This window comes from uncultured Maribacter sp., assembly GCF_947496775.1.
In the GTDB taxonomy this organism is placed as follows: Bacteria; Bacteroidota; Bacteroidia; order Flavobacteriales; family Flavobacteriaceae; genus Maribacter_B.
The window spans coordinates 154,765-170,158 of the sequence record NZ_CANMDU010000006.1 but is presented as its reverse complement, the minus strand read 5'-3'; the positions used below and the strand labels follow the sequence as shown (position 1 = coordinate 170,158).

General features: G+C 31.6%; 16 protein-coding genes. 7 read left to right on the top strand and 9 right to left on the bottom strand.

Annotation, left to right across the window (positions count from 1 at the left end):
- Positions 1-53: 53 nt before the first annotated feature.
- Both Q0856_RS11470 and Q0856_RS11465 read right to left on the bottom strand, forming a co-directional pair.
- The gene (locus tag Q0856_RS11470; protein WP_298505106.1) at positions 54-380 is read right to left on the bottom strand and encodes a translation initiation factor; all 327 of its coding nucleotides are present in this window, start codon (positions 378-380) and stop codon (positions 54-56) included.
- A 1-nt stretch (position 381) separates the two neighbouring features.
- On the bottom strand, positions 382-1,332 hold the full coding sequence (locus Q0856_RS11465) for a 2-oxoglutarate and iron-dependent oxygenase domain-containing protein (protein WP_298505103.1): 951 nt from the start codon (positions 1,330-1,332) through the stop codon (positions 382-384).
- A gap of 128 nt (positions 1,333-1,460) precedes the next feature.
- Here Q0856_RS11465 and Q0856_RS11460 point away from each other — a divergent pair, with 128 nt between their 5' ends.
- On the top strand, positions 1,461-3,437 hold the full coding sequence (locus tag Q0856_RS11460) for a dehydrogenase E1 component subunit alpha/beta (protein ID WP_298505101.1): 1,977 nt from the start codon (positions 1,461-1,463) through the stop codon (positions 3,435-3,437).
- A 332-nt stretch (positions 3,438-3,769) separates the two neighbouring features.
- Positions 3,770-4,189: a hypothetical protein gene (locus Q0856_RS11455; RefSeq protein WP_298505099.1), complete on the top strand. Its 420-nt coding sequence runs from the start codon at positions 3,770-3,772 to the stop codon at positions 4,187-4,189.
- Positions 4,190-4,228: 39 nt separating this feature from the next.
- Here Q0856_RS11455 and Q0856_RS11450 read toward each other — a convergent pair whose 3' ends face one another.
- Entirely contained in the window at positions 4,229-4,534 is a 306-nt protein-coding gene (locus Q0856_RS11450; RefSeq protein ID WP_298475625.1) for an HPF/RaiA family ribosome-associated protein, read from the bottom strand.
- Between the two features lie 195 nt (positions 4,535-4,729).
- Here Q0856_RS11450 and Q0856_RS11445 point away from each other — a divergent pair, with 195 nt between their 5' ends.
- On the top strand, positions 4,730-5,065 hold the full coding sequence (locus Q0856_RS11445) for a hypothetical protein (protein ID WP_298475622.1): 336 nt from the start codon (positions 4,730-4,732) through the stop codon (positions 5,063-5,065).
- A gap of 4 nt (positions 5,066-5,069) precedes the next feature.
- Here Q0856_RS11445 and Q0856_RS11440 read toward each other — a convergent pair whose 3' ends face one another.
- Positions 5,070-5,525 carry an FKBP-type peptidyl-prolyl cis-trans isomerase gene (locus Q0856_RS11440; protein WP_298505096.1) on the bottom strand — a complete coding sequence of 152 codons (456 nt, stop codon included), beginning with the start codon at positions 5,523-5,525 and terminating at the stop codon, positions 5,070-5,072.
- Positions 5,526-5,643: 118 nt separating this feature from the next.
- Between Q0856_RS11440 and Q0856_RS11435 the strand changes: the two genes are divergently transcribed.
- Both Q0856_RS11435 and Q0856_RS11430 read left to right on the top strand, forming a co-directional pair.
- Positions 5,644-6,486: a DMT family transporter gene (locus Q0856_RS11435; RefSeq protein ID WP_298505094.1), complete on the top strand. Its 843-nt coding sequence runs from the start codon at positions 5,644-5,646 to the stop codon at positions 6,484-6,486.
- Between the two features lie 118 nt (positions 6,487-6,604).
- Complete coding sequence (locus Q0856_RS11430; protein WP_298505091.1) at positions 6,605-6,733, top strand: hypothetical protein; 129 nt, start codon at positions 6,605-6,607, stop codon at positions 6,731-6,733.
- Positions 6,734-7,364: 631 nt separating this feature from the next.
- On the opposite strand, the gene Q0856_RS11425 is transcribed toward Q0856_RS11430, so the two are convergent.
- Positions 7,365-8,300: a transglutaminase domain-containing protein gene (locus tag Q0856_RS11425; RefSeq protein ID WP_298505089.1), complete on the bottom strand. Its 936-nt coding sequence runs from the start codon at positions 8,298-8,300 to the stop codon at positions 7,365-7,367.
- Between the two features lie 379 nt (positions 8,301-8,679).
- Between Q0856_RS11425 and Q0856_RS11420 the strand changes: the two genes are divergently transcribed.
- Positions 8,680-11,943 carry a P-loop NTPase fold protein gene (locus Q0856_RS11420; protein ID WP_298505086.1) on the top strand — a complete coding sequence of 1,088 codons (3,264 nt, stop codon included), beginning with the start codon at positions 8,680-8,682 and terminating at the stop codon, positions 11,941-11,943.
- A 102-nt stretch (positions 11,944-12,045) separates the two neighbouring features.
- On the opposite strand, the gene Q0856_RS11415 is transcribed toward Q0856_RS11420, so the two are convergent.
- Entirely contained in the window at positions 12,046-12,264 is a 219-nt protein-coding gene (locus tag Q0856_RS11415) for a helix-turn-helix transcriptional regulator (RefSeq protein WP_298505083.1), read from the bottom strand.
- A 137-nt stretch (positions 12,265-12,401) separates the two neighbouring features.
- On the opposite strand from Q0856_RS11415, the gene Q0856_RS11410 reads away from it, so the two are divergent.
- On the top strand, positions 12,402-12,659 hold the full coding sequence (locus tag Q0856_RS11410; RefSeq protein WP_298505081.1) for a hypothetical protein: 258 nt from the start codon (positions 12,402-12,404) through the stop codon (positions 12,657-12,659).
- A gap of 13 nt (positions 12,660-12,672) precedes the next feature.
- Here Q0856_RS11410 and Q0856_RS11405 read toward each other — a convergent pair whose 3' ends face one another.
- The 3 genes from Q0856_RS11405 to Q0856_RS11395 form a co-directional block, all read right to left on the bottom strand.
- Positions 12,673-13,680, bottom strand: a complete 1,008-nt coding sequence (locus Q0856_RS11405) for a hypothetical protein (protein ID WP_298505079.1) — start codon at positions 13,678-13,680, stop codon at positions 12,673-12,675.
- A 718-nt stretch (positions 13,681-14,398) separates the two neighbouring features.
- Positions 14,399-15,004, bottom strand: coding sequence for a carboxymuconolactone decarboxylase family protein (locus Q0856_RS11400; protein WP_298505078.1), 606 nt, complete (start codon positions 15,002-15,004; stop codon positions 14,399-14,401).
- A gap of 156 nt (positions 15,005-15,160) precedes the next feature.
- Positions 15,161-15,289 (bottom strand): hypothetical protein, encoded by a 129-nt coding sequence (locus tag Q0856_RS11395; protein ID WP_298505076.1) that lies wholly within the window; start codon positions 15,287-15,289, stop codon positions 15,161-15,163.
- Positions 15,290-15,394: the final 105 nt, after the last annotated feature.

Here is a 15,394-nt window from a genome sequence, read left to right as displayed (position 1 = left end):
TTAACAGAAAATACGCAACCAAAACAAACTTACGTCATCTCTTATAGTTGGTCTTATCCACCTACACGTTTTACTTTGAACCCTTTTTCTTGTAAAAGTGTCATTATTTTATCTCTATAATCTCCTTGGATAATAATTTTATCTTCTTTGAAACTACCACCAACGCTAAGTTTTTTCTTTAGTTCTTTGGCTAATTCTTTAAAATCAGCATCAGCACCAGTATACCCTTCTAATATAGTTATAGGCTTTCCTTTTCTTTTTTCATACTTGCAAATAATAGGATCGTCTTGCATCCAAATTGCATTTTTTTCTTCTTTTATGGGTTCCTCCGAAGGTGTATGTTCCGGAAAAAGGTTTTTTAATTGGTCTTGTAAGTCCATATTATCCTTTAATTAGTCCTAATTCAATAAGTCTTTCATGTAAAAAAGCACCGGCAGTTATATCTTCAAATTGTTTTGGATTTTTGTCACTAATACAATTAGGTAAACAATTTAAAGACATTTCACTTATAGGATGCATAAAGAATGGAATGGAGTATCTAGAGGTGCCCCATAGCTCTTTAGGCGGATTTACAACTTGATGTATAGTAGATTTTAACTTGTTATTCGTTAATCTAGAAAGCATATCACCAACATTAATCATTAACTGATCAGGTCTAGCAATCGCATCTACCCATTCTCCTTCATGGTTTTGTACTTGTAAGCCTTTGCCGTGTGCTCCCATGAGAAGAGTAATAAGATTAATATCTCCATGCGCCGCAGCCCTAACTGCATTTTTCGGTTCCGATGTAATAGGAGGATAGTGAATGGGTCTTAAAATAGAATTTCCATTTTTTATATACGCATCAAAATAATTTTCTTCTAAATCAAGATGTAGGGCTAAAGCTCTAAGTACATATTTAGCTGTTTTTTCCAGCATTTTATAGGTTTCTTCTCCAATAACATTAAACTGAGGAAGCTCTTTCACAATAACATTATTGGGGTATTCGGCTTCTAATTTGGCGTCGTTCTCTACATATTGACCAAAATGCCAAAATTCCTTTAAATCTCCTTCTTTACGTCCTTTAGCGTGTTCTTTTCCAAACGAAGTATATCCCCTCTGTCCGCCTATACCTTCAATTTCATAGGAGTCCTTTATAGCTTGGTCTTGATTAAAAAAGTTTTTAATCTCCTTATATAAATTTTTTACTAAATCCTCAGAAAGAAAATGACCACTTAATGCAACAAAACCAATATCCTCAAAAGCTTTTCCAATCTCTTTAGTGAATTTTTGTTTTTTCGCAGCATCTCCAGATACAAATTCCTGAAGGTCTACACTAGGTATAGTACTCATAGCTTTATTTTAGTAGTTCTATCAAAATTACAAATTATTGAGCATATAAAAGGATACCTTACTAGTAACAGCGCTTTCTTTTTGTTACATTTATATATTATTTACACGGCAAATCATTAAAATCTAACATGGAATACGCTAAATATCAGTTAAGTAATGAGGTTCTAAAACAACTTTATAAGGCTATGCTTATTCCTAGGATGATAGAAGAAAAAATGCTGATTTTGTTACGACAGGGCAAAATATCTAAATGGTTTAGTGGTATTGGTCAGGAGGCAATTTCTGTCGGAGTTACTTCTGCTATGTTGTCTGACGAGTATATTCTTCCAATGCATAGAAATTTAGGGGTATTTACCACTAGAGAAATTCCTTTGTTTAGACTTTTTTCGCAATGGCAAGGTAAAAAAAGCGGTTTTACTAATGGTAGGGACCGTAGTTTTCATTTTGGCACTCAGGAGCATAAAATTGTTGGAATGATATCTCATTTGGGACCGCAATTGGGAGTAGCAGATGGAATTGCTTTGGCGCATCTTTTAAAAAAAGATTTCAAAGTAACTGCAGTTTTTACTGGGGAAGGAGGTACTAGTGAAGGAGATTTTCATGAAGCATTAAATGTAGCCTCTGTTTGGAGTTTACCCGTTTTGTTTTGTGTAGAAAATAATGGCTATGGTTTATCAACACCAATTAATGAACAGTATAATTGCGAACATATTGCCGATAAAGGTATTGGTTATGGAATGGAGGCACATATTATAGACGGTAATAATATTTTAGAAGTTTATACCACGGTAAAAAATCTTACCAAGAGTATGCGAGAAAACCCTAGACCTATACTTTTAGAATTTAAAACCTTTAGAATTAGAGGGCATGAAGAGGCTAGTGGAACTAAGTATGTACCACAAGAGAAATTAGATTTTTGGGCAGCCAAAGACCCTTTAGAAAACTATGCTGCATACCTTAGAGATGAAAAAGTAGTAACAGAACAAGAAGAGGTAGAAATAAAAAAAGACATTTTACATGAGATTGATGCTAATTTAAAAAGAGCTTTAGACGAGGAACCAATTTGCGCAGATATTGCTGTAGAACAAAATAGTGTTTTCAAGAAATATAACTTTGTAGAGGTTGCTCCAAGTGCTATTGTAAAAAATGTTCGTTTAATTGATGCTATTTCTGAGGCTTTGAAACAATCTATGGAAAAACACTCTAATTTGGTGTTAATGGGGCAAGATATTGCCGAGTATGGTGGTGTTTTTAAAGTAACCGAAGGATTTGTAGATACTTTTGGAAAAGAACGTGTTCGTAATACCCCTATATGCGAATCGGCAATTGTATCTACGGCAATGGGGTTATCTATAAATGGGTACAAAGCCGTAGTGGAAATGCAATTTGCAGATTTTGTCAGTAGCGGATTTAATCCTATTGTTAACTATTTAGCCAAGTCTTTTTACCGTTGGGAAGAAAATGCAGATGTAGTTATACGAATGCCCTGTGGAGGAAGTGTTTCTGCAGGACCTTTTCATTCCCAAACCAATGAAGCGTGGTTTACAAAAACGCCAGGACTAAAAGTAGTTTACCCAGCTTTTCCTATTGATGCAAAGGGACTATTAGCTTCGGCAATTAATGATCCAAATCCAGTTTTATTTTTTGAGCATAAAGCACTTTATCGTAACGTTGATCAAAATGTACCTACATCTTATTATACTATGCCCTTGGGAAAGGCTAGCGTATTACAAAACGGGAACGATGTTTCTATAGTTTCATATGGTTTAGGAGTGCATTGGGCATTAGATACTTTACGAGAGCACCCATCTATTAAGGCCGATGTAATTGATTTACGTACGTTACAGCCTTTAGATATAGAAACGGTTTATAAATCTGTTAAAAAAACGGGGAAGCTTATTATACTACAAGAAGATAGTTTATTCGGTGGCATAGCAAGTGATATTTCGGCACTGGTAGGGGAGCATTGTTTTTCTTATTTAGATGGTCCTATAAAAAGAGTAGCAAGTTTAGATACTCCTATACCTTTTGCATCTGCCTTAGAAGATAATTATTTACCAAAACAAAGGTTTTTAAAGGCTTTGTTGGAGCTAGTGGCGTATTAATTTTTACTCTCTTAGCGCTACTCTATTAGTGATAAGTAGATTTTACCTCTAGGTCTACTATTATATAAGATGTATTGTTAATAATTCTATGGAAAACTCTTTATATATGTACTTGTTTATGAGTGGTTATAAAATTGTTTTATTTTTAATTTACATGGATAAGAATCTACTAAATTTGAAGATGTAGATAAATATTTTTTTGTTACGTGGATTAACATCTAGCTAGTCGATAGACTACGAGAAAATATCGATTTAAAACGATTATTTATATTTAATTATACTTGATAAAGGAAATTTATTATTTTTAAGGAAGACACTATATTATATTAGTTATGAAAACACTTAAAGTTGGGGCTTTAGTTGTTTCTCTATTTTTTGTTGGGGTAAATTTTGTATCAGGCCAAGAGATAGAAGGAGAAACGGATATTTTAGAAGTTAAAGAGGTAGAAAGTAAAACAAAGAAAGCGCAGGAGGAGAGTATTAAGAAAATAAAAATTACTAAATATACGGTAATGTCTTCTTTTGAGCCAGAGTATGTTATTCCCGCAGAAGAACGTATAGAGAAAAAAAAGCAACGTATTGTTGATACTTATCGCAAAAAAGAGATTTTAGATACGTTAGATATCTCAGAACGCAAACGTAAAAGATTAATGAGAGATTTAAGAAAAAGTCCTTTTTCTGATCGTCTTTCCAAAGCAACTATTGTTGATACTAAATTTGAAGACGAAGATAATTTAGATGAGGATAAATAATCTAAATGTTAATTTAGGTAATAATAAAAAAATGCGCTACTAATAGCGCATTTTTAATTTAGCCTTTCTTTTTTCTAATTGACGATTTAAGTCGGATACGGAGTCGGCGATAGAGGTCTCAAAATTTGCATGACTCGCTAAAGCAAATAGGGTAGAACCCGGTGTACTTAAACGAATATTACAAATTAAACCGGTGTTAGGGTCCGCGGTATTTTCCTTTTTAAAAAAAACATCTGCGCTAACAATAAAATCAAATTTATCTACTAGTTTTTGTAGTTTTTCAGCTGCCATTATTTCTAGACGATTGCTCGCTTTTACATCGTCATATTCAAAATTTACATTCATCCTTTAACTTTTTCTTTAAGTTACAAATAATAACGATACAATAGTCTTCTTATTTTACGTAATATGGCATAGTATATGCAAAAAAATGGTTAATATCTAGTTATCTGTTAGTTAAGAAAATACATTGATGAAAGTTTTTTCTTACATTTGTAAAATAAAATAAAAGCGCTTTCGTTAACCTTTCAAAAGACACATATGTTACTAGAACAGAAAACTCAAGAAATAGATAAAAACACTTTACAAATAGAGAATGCAGTAGTACGCATTGATCGTAGTTATAAAAATATATTACAACTAAAGAATAAATTAAACTCTTATTCTTACGAACCTAGAACGTATAGCTTATACCAACAGTTAGAAGAATTAAAGTTAAAATTAGAGTTAATCAGTGTCTCCCATTTAAAACTAATGAACACACTTAAAAAGCCAGTACATTTTATAGAGTCTCAAATACAACTTGTAAAGGAAAATTTAGAAGCCGTACATGTAATTGAGCAAGATGTATCTGACTATATAAGTTTAGCTAAATAATTTTTTAATTTATAGATATTAAATTAACGTCGAAAATTAATACCGAGCCACCAGGAATACTGCGGTTATCAGTATTGCCATATCCTAAGTGGGAGGGAACCAATAGTATACCACTACCACCTTCATTAAAATAGGTAATACCTTCTGTCCATCCTTTTATTACTCGGTCTAAGCCAAAAGAAATTCCGTCAGAATCGCTTTGATCAAAAACAGAGCCATTCGTAAAATACCCTTTATAGGCTACGGTAACATTAGAACTTGTAGTTGGTATATCTCCTGTACCTTGTTCATTTATTACGTAATATAAGCCAGTAGAGCTTCTGGTAGCATTTAAATTGTTAGCAGCTATATAAGCAACAATCTCTTCTTCGTTCTGGGTTGTGTAATCTACAATTTTAGAATCATCGTCGCCGCAAGAAAAGAAAAGAACAATTGCTAAAGAAAATAGGATACGCTTCATAGTAATTTATTTTTTTAAGGGCTAAATATACTTAAAAAAAGAAAACAGATTTTATTCGTTTTGTGCTTTAACGATTGCGATTGTGATATCTTTACCAGATTGTATTAAATGTAAGGCAATGGATGTAAAGAAAGCTATTTATTATATGGTTGTAAGTACCGTAGCTTTTGCTTGTATGAATGTTCTTTTAAAATACTTAACGGAATATAGCACGTTTGAGTTGGTATTTTTTAGATCCCTAGGAACCTTATTTTTTACCTTTAGCATACTAATACACAGAAAGATACCTATATTAGGAACGCATAAAAGATTACTTGTTTTTAGGGGGGTAATAGGAGTAACTTCTATGTCGTTATTTTTTATGGCCATACACTATATGCCAGTAGGTTCGGCAGTTGGTTTGCGCTATATATCGCCAATTTTCGCTGCAATTTTTGCATTATTTATTTTAAACGAAAAAGTAAAACCTGTGCAATGGCTATTTTTTTTATTATCCTTTATGGGGGTTATTGCGTTAAAAGGCTTCGATAAGAACGTTTCTATAATTGGGCTAGTTTTTGCGATTGCAGCAGCAGCGACTAGTGGATTGGTGTATATAGTGATAAGAAAAATAGGAGATAAGGAACATCCTGTAGTAATTGTAAATTATTTTATGTGCATAGCTGCTGTAGTTGGGGGAATTTTATCCATTTTTAATTGGAAAACACCTCATGGAATAGACATTTTATTACTCTTAAGTCTTGGTGTTTTGGGGTATTTTGGACAACTTTTTATGACAAAAGCTTTTCAAATAGGGGAAACCAATATTATAGCACCCGTAAAATATATAGAAGTTGTTTTCTCCATTGCGGCAGGAATAGGATTTCTTGGTGAAAAATATGCTATTTTGAGTATTTTAGGTATGGTTATGATTATAAGCGGCGTTTTACTGAACATTTGGTATAAAAGAACGTATCCTTGATTTTTCTTTAACAATACTATTTGTACCAATTATATATTTATTAATACCAACTATACAGAACTTAATTGGTTGTCCGGTAGTTAAAATTACCTTTAGTACGGACTAATACGAGAACGCAATGAATTATACTATTTTAGATATTCTTATGTATATAAACCTGGCAATAGCTTTTGTAATTACGCTAGTTATAGGAAACAGTATTTATATGCAATGGAGGAATACGGAAGAGCAGAAAACAAAAGAATAAATATTCTATTTTACATAATATAAATTATAGAACAAACATAGTAAATTGGCGGATAGACCATTTTCGGTCTATTTTACATAGTTGCAGATATCGGCCTTTAGGACTATATCGTTAGCAATTATGTAAAAGCCAATTTACGGGTAGATTGTAACAAAGTTTACACCAAGTAGCTATAATTCTATATTATGTAAAATATCCCAGAAAGTTCTGTACACACAATAAACTGTAGAACTTGGGTCATTAAACTAATAAGCGGTTTGCTTCGCAGAGTTTATAAAACATTTGTATCTATAATTAGTCGTTATGTAAAATAGCCGCTGCTCCCGAAGCTTCGGGACTCGATTGCTTTTTTTAAATAAACGCTAAATGGCGTTCCTTTTAAAACACCTCCGAAACTTCGGAGGCCAACGCTTGGCCAGCGCCAAAAAAAAAGCAAAACTTTTAGAATATTTTGAAATACACGATTTATAAGAAACTATTCGTCAATAAATTTTTCACAAACATTTAGTCAGTTTGCCGCAAGAGCTAAAATTTTCTCTGCGAGTAAAATTCTTAGCACTTGCTACCACTTAGTTCTGTTTCAACAATTACTTTAAGTGCTATTTTACATAATGTAATTACATAAGTTGTATTATTTTAAACTAAATTTTGCAACAGTTTGGTAATCTAAAAAGATTGTTAGTTCACGGGCACGCATTGAATTACTTATATCAACCTCAAATTCAATTTTATTATTAATACATTTAAAATTCATTAATGAATGTTGTTTCTTATCTAAATTATAATCTACAGCATAGGAACCAGGTTCACATTTAAAAGCAAGCTTTATTATTTTTTGTTCTTTTTTTAGAATGCCATTATTTGGATAAATAAGTGGAAAAATTTGTTTGTATAATAAAGGTGCATTAGAGAAACTCTCTTTACTAATTTTCTCGCTTAGTAATGCATCTTTGTAATTATCTGGATAATGTTTATTAATAAATAATTCTGGGGGTGTTAAAAAATAGAAATCATTGACATTTTTTTTAAACTTCGTACTATATGAACCAGCTCCCCAAGTAACATCTAATAAATATGGTTTTTTATCTATAACTACAATATTCCATGCATGACTAGAATAAAAACGTTTACCAATATCTTTTGTTTCTGTTCTAGAGGCTCCCGAAATAACTTTAGATTTAATATTTAAATGATTACAGACTTCTGTAAAAAGCGTTGCATAACCTTCGCATACTGCTATTCCTTTAGAAATAACTCTGGATGAAAGTTTACTATTATGTTTCTTTTCTTTTTTTAAATATTCTTTCCAATCTCCATATTCATAACCAAATTTACCTGATTCATTTGGGTCATAGGAAACGTTATTAGCTATCCAAAAATATACAGCTCTGGCTTGTTGTAATTCTGTTTTAAAATCATTGGAAATTCGTTTTGCAAGTTTTGTTGGTGAATTAAAACGATTGGGATACTTTGAAACAATAGTATCTACTTTTTTATACTCTTGCGAGTAAATTACACTTGCTAAGAAAAACAGAAGCAATAAGACTATTCTTTTTAAAATTAACATGTAGTTTTGGTTTTCTATTCTTACTCAAATATAATACCAAGTCTTTGTAAAGTGTCCTTTCTTTTTTACTTGATTAAAAAATAAACAAAAAAATCAAGGCTTACAGATAACTTTGGAAACAATCACGGGTCGGTCGCTAAATTTCAGGATCCATTCTAACTCTTAAGACCGCTTTGAACTTTTTGAAGCATTTTATCGATTAACAAAACGCAGTACCAGCCTCCTAAAATTCTTAACGCTCCTCTCCCCTATTGTTTTAGCCAAAGTTCTCTTAGGCCGAGAACCTTAAAATCTCGTTTATAACATGTTAAAAAGTAATTTAACAAAAATAATAATTATACATCTTAATACTTATCTTACATTTTTTGAAAGTAAACCTATGGCAATCAAATTTATAGAAGACAAAGAATTCGATTTATCTCACGAAGAAAATGAAGATTTATTAGGGACCAAACCGTACGCTGAAACTTTATTTGAAGTAGTCAGGGGTTCATTTGGAAAACAGAATATTGGTCTATTTGGTGGCTGGGGAAGTGGTAAATCCACAATTATAAGCACTCTTGAAAGTTTTATTATTGATTATAATAAAGGCAACAAAGAGGAAAAAATTGCATATTTCAAGTATGATGCTTGGAAGTATTCTAATGATGATTTTAGAAGAAGTTTTATAAAAAGTTTGAATTCTGATTTTAAAATACTTAATGAAGATGCAATTAATAACATTGTTTATAAAGAGACTACAACTCAAGACCCTAAAAAAAGTAAAACACCAATAAATGGAAAACAAATTTTTCTATTAAGCGTATCAGCTATTGTTCTTTTGCTTGTAGTTGGAATGTTTGTTTTGCCACAGATAGAAGATAACGATACTAAGTCCATTCTTGTTTTAGTCTCATTGCTAGCTTCATTCCTATTTTATTTGTCAAAAGATTTTTTCAGAGTAATCCCTTTTACTGTAAAACAGTCTAAACTAATTGAGCCTGAAAGGTTTGAAGAAACTTTTAAACTTATAATAGGAAAGATTTTCGGGTTTGATGATAATTGGATGATTAAGTTTAAAAAATTCGTGCTCTCAAAATTAGATTATAAAAAGATAGTCATAGTAATTGATAACCTTGACAGGTGTGATAATGAGAATTTAAAAGAAACATTGGCTACAATGAAGAACTTTCTCGAAACTGAAAATGTAGTTTTTATCATTCCTGTTGATGAAAATGGAATTACCTCTTTTTTAAACGGAGAAACTGAGGATGCAGATGAATATTTGAGAAAGATTTTTCATCAAATTATAAGATTGAAAAAATTTACTCCAAAAGAACTTGTTGATTTTACTAATAGGCTAAACAGAAAGTACGAGCTTGGTTTATCCAAAATCGGTATAAGATTAATATGCCAAGAATTCACAACGAATCCAAGAAAGATTATACAATTTCTGAATAACCTTCAAACAGAAAGAGATTTGATTATAAGGCAGATTAATGAAAGTTATATCAAACTTGAATTTAATAATCAAGCCGATGAATTTCTAATCAAGCTGTTAATAATTAAGCAGGAATGGAATCATTTATACCGAATGCTATTAGATGATATCAACTTCTTAAATAAAATTAATAATTCTCTAAGAAATGAAATTAAGCAAAAAGGTATATTTTTTCTCATGAAATTGGGTAAAAATGAACTTAAATTAACTAGAGACCAAAAGCGATTCTTTAAAAGAAATAGAGATGTTCACTTTAATAATATAGAACCCTTCATTCTTAATGTTGACAGAGATAAGGATGTTCCTGATGAATTAAGAGTGTTAATTGAAAATGGTGAACTTAATGAAATCTTTGAATTATTGTTGGTAGATAATGAAAAGGGGATTGAGAAAGGAAAAGCCCAGATTTTATTGGAGCAAATAGAAATCTCTTACGACTACAATAGTAACAAGTTTGAAGATTATCATTCAATTGCTCCGCCAGTATTAGAGTTACTTATTGGATTACTAGATTATGATATTGTAAGAAAAGAAATAAATGAAAATCTAAGGAACTATTCTTTCATAAAAAGAGTTTTTACAAATAACCAATTCTCTGGATTGATTCCCAATATTGTAGATTACAAGGGTTTTTGTGTTACATCAAAATGGTTTTATGAAGAGGTTGGATTTAAAGTACCTTACAATAGATTATTTGAATATTTAAACACTTCAATAAAATCAGATACAACAATTGAAGGAATACATTCTAAAATAAGAGAGTTTATAGAAATCTTCAAAACAGATGTAAATCTTATTTCTGGTCTTCAGAGTAATCTTGAAGGAAAAGTTATTGAAGAGCCTAAACTATTACCCACTTACCCTAATTCTTCTGATGATTTTGAGGTTATCGCTTCTTTGTTTAGCCCGAAATTTATTGACAAAATGCTGGAAAAACTAAATGAAGATAAAATTGAAGATATAAAAGCCAAAAAAGCTCTTATTTCTTTAACCAACCTATACATTGAAAAAGAGTATCTTAAGGATTCATTAATAATAACTGAATTCACCAATTATTACATTAAACAATTGAGTTCCGAGTATAGTTTAAAAAGCATTAAGTCGAAAGGTATATTCGAATTGGATACCATAGTAAATAAAGTAACTTTTCTTATTCCTAAATCCGATATTGATACAATAAAAATTGAATCAACATTACTTGAAAATATATTACAAAAGTTTAAGCAAGAGTACAGTCAATCATTGTCCAAGATTGAGATAGAGAAGTATATTAACTTTTTTAAAATGGTATTGGAGTATATGTTCTTAGACGGAGATTTTTCTACCCATGAGAATATTACTAAGTACTTCACTTTCTTTTTCTCAAAAACAGAACATAATGAACTTAGTTTAGCTATTAACGATTCTATTTATCAAAAAGAGGTTGCACATTTTGGTCCAAATAGTTGGAGTTTTTTTAGTGCCATAATTCAGAAGTTAAGCACTAATAAGAGGTTCACTTATGTTAGTACTCTGATGATGATGTTTCTCAAAAGTACTTCGGAGAAAGGCTTAAAAGCTGCTCAGCAAGAAACTGTATCAAATACTATTCTCTCTATGTTTCTTACCTACAGAAATACTTCTTATGCATCATTAATATCTAAAATGAATTCTTGGTTTGATAAGGTCAACTCTAAAAATGAGAAACTATTATACGATTCAATAAATAAACTTGATATAGGAGATTTAGAAAGGTACGTATACAGCATTCATAGATTCGATAACGCAACGACTTATATTTTTAATTCTTTTGAAAATCATTTAGCAAATCAAAACAACTATAAGTCGTTTGAAAAATTTGTAAGGTTCGTTTTTAGTAACTACACTGTTGATGTTCAAATGGAAATGCTTCAAAGCTATTGTACAGAAATAAAGTCTTATGATTGGCTGTTCTCTTGCAAAAAATATGTTCACAAACGTGTTTTTAATTCTCTGTTTCAAGATTACATTGATAATTATAAAGGCCAATCAGAAAATTCGGCCTATCTTAAAAATTTGCTTAAACTTAATAGAAACGAATTATATAGTACTCAGAAAACAAATACTATGAGTTTTCTCGACAACCTAAAAAATCCAACTAAAAGTCATAGAAACAAAACAAAACAAATTAAAAATAGGTTATAAAAAAAGCAAAAGGGCTTATCAGTCAAGCACTCGCATTACAAGCTTCTTATTTTGTTTTAGATGGTACCAAGAAGAATAAAGAAAATGGGTTAGTAATCCTTTTTACTCATTTTTTAATTCTAGGCCTTTGCAAATTTCAGTAAAAACTTCGCATGGGTCTGCATCAATAGCCAATGAGATAAGGTATAATTCATCAGCCCGAAGTTTTGTCCTTTTATTGTTAGACAACTCGCTTAACCTCGTTTTACTGATTCCAGTTTTTCTAGCAACATCAGAACGATTCACTGATTTCTTTGCAAGAAACAATCCTAATTCAGTCATTTTTATCTGATTTTAAGATAATAAAGTTAAATATTCGGATACTTTTTTCCGAAAATCTAAACTTTTATTATAAATATTATCCGATATTCAATATATTTGTTCCGATAATCGGAATATTCTATCTATAATACAGACCAATGAAAGGCAAAAGTCAGACCAAAACAGAATTAGAGGCAATAGACCTATTACCCTTTCTAGGTTATTTGAATGAATATCATGAAGGCAACCTACTATCTTTATCGAATTGGATTGACCGTGCAATTTATATGTTTCACTATCTGCCCGTAGATACATTTACCGAGTTTGAGCGACAAAATATTTCTCATGTTTTAATGGGACTTAAGGAGGCGGTTATGGAGATTTACCTTAATCGTTGTTTAGAAACCTTAAAATAATACACTTTATCGCTTAAGAATCATTTTTTTCTTTTTTCTTCTGCTCTTCTTTGCTTTTGGAACGTTGTAAAAAGGAAAAACCAATCCCAAAAGAATACCAAGGACGCCCGTTATATTGCCAATCTTTACCAACTTCTCCGCCCGCTTTATCCCAACCCATCATCAGTCCTATTTGAAAATCACCAAGTTCAATGGCTGACCCAACTGTAAAAGTTGTTCCCATCACCAGTCCTTCACCTGTCGTGGTACTTTCGTCTATTTTGTTATCTGAATTAACTCCTAAACCACTGACCCCAGCAGTAATAAGTGGTAAATGAAGGAATCTTCCCCGTTTGCGATCAATTCGAGTCTTCAGACTCATAAACCCCCCCAACTGAAATTCTGGGGTGATTCTCATATTATCATCATTAATCTTAGGTCTCAATTTAAATGGTACTGATAATTGTGCACCATAGTCAAAGTCTAAATGACCTAATCTATATTTTTTATAAATGTCCCCTTCTGTTTCATATTCATCAAATTCCGTTGAGGGTATTAGATATACATTATCATGATCGCCATATGAAACATCATTATCAGATTTCTTAAGAATGGTAGTATTTCTCTTATCTGATAAGTTATCTTTTAAATCTTTATTCTTTACTCTAAAAACTTTAAATCCTGTTGCCACATCCGAAGAACTTACCCCGTAATTTGTATAATCAGAAGATGGAACCTCAATGCTATACTTATATCGCAAAGGGGAGACTTTGTAATATTTTACCTTCTGACCTGTATCGGTATTTTCGTAAAACACACCTATTTTATTAAAGAGAAGATCATAACCAAAATAAACCTTGCGTTTTTGGTCATTTCCAACTTTAATAGTTTCAAAATCATTTTTGGACAAGTTCAGTTTAAACATTGGTATATGTCCTTTGAACTTATAAGAAAATGGTTCGTTCTCTTCTTGTGAATAGAATTTAACGACTGAAAATAAAAGACAAAAGAGACAAATGATGGTTTTAGTTTTTGTATGCATGTGATTACAATTTATTGGTTTTAGTATAGATAAAGTTATGCTCGGGTTTTATTTTATAGAATACCTATTAAAAGGTATTTTGTGGGGGAAGAGAAATGTAGTAAGTCAATATTTTGGAGTATTTAAATATATAAAAAATTAACAAGAAATAAGTTACTTTTTTCTGAAATAAATTAAAATTTGTAGTAAAATACCATTTCACACACATTGCCTTCCCTCCTACCGTCGGTCAGTTAATAAGTGTTCCATTACCTTTTAAGAAGAAACTTTTTAGAAGAAAAATTTAAAGAAAGTGTAGTACCAAATACTTTGCTTTATACCCAAGCAAAGTTACATAACGCGGAACATTATAGTACAAACATAGTAAGTTGGCGGATAGACCATTTTCGGTCTATTTTATATAGTTGCAGATATCGGCCTTTAGGACTATATCGTTAGCAATTATGTAAAAGCCAATTTACGGGTGGATTGTAACAAATTTGAAACCAAGTAGCTATACTTCTACCAGCCGCTTTAACTCGCAGTTTATTTCATAAACTCGCGTAAAATATCCCTAACGCTTATAGATTTGATTAAATCGTAGAACAGGGTCATGAAACTTTTTTAAGCGATATCCTTTGTACCATAATTAGAGGTGAACCCTGTAATGAGCTTGTCGAAGTATAAAATTGCTGTACAGCTCCCGAAGCTTCGGGTAAAACAAAAGGAATACTAAATATTATTCCTCTTTATTTACATGGCGTCCTGGTTCCCAGTCCTCTTTACGTAAGTTTTTCGTAGCAAAGTTTAAAGGTATTTTTTCAAGTTCGGTGGCAACGGTATCATTCCATCGATTGAGTAACCCAAATACAGTAATCATACCCATTATTTCCATTATTTGGCGAGTGTTGTAATGCTGTTCAAGTTTTTTGAAATGCACATCAGTTGCCGCATTTGGTTGTACTCCTGCAGCAAAAGCTAAATCAAGAGCAGCACGTTCTGCATCTGAAAATAATGGATTATGGGCATACTCCCATACATGCTTAATTTTTTCAGCATTTACACCAACCATTTTCACGGCACCATGGGCTGTATGGGCTTGGCAATATCTACAGCCAGCGGCGCCGCTGACAATTGTGGCAACCATACGTTTCAAAGACATATCTAGTTCGCCCGGTGCATAGACAACATCCACAAGAGCTTTTACTGCCGATAAATACGCAGGCCAACGTGCCATAGTTAAAACATCATTTGGGGTAAAGCCCATTAGTTCTTCAGCATATTTTAAGTCCATACGCACGTTTTTCGGTAATTCATCTAAACTAAGTGGAGAAATTCTAGCCATAATTTATTTCTTGGATTATTAACTAATTGAATCTAAAAAGGGCCTATTATCACCCGCAGTGCATTTTGATTGAAATACAAAAAGTTGTGCAAACTGCTAATAATAAGCAAATTGTAGTAAAAACAAAATAATTTCAATGCAAAACTTTAATCTAATTTACAAAAGAATATTAGAAATATTAATAGGAATAACTCCGGAACAATAATTAGCAAAACTTGCCATTCCACTCCCCTCCCCCTCTACGACTTCGCTATGGAAGGTAGGGTTACATAATAAGTGTTCCATTACCTTTTGTAAAGATTTAAAAAAAAAAGTAGCAATGTAACCGTAGTGGTCCTTAAATATTTATAATAAAGACGTAATATTTAAAACAATTTTTTGTTTATTATT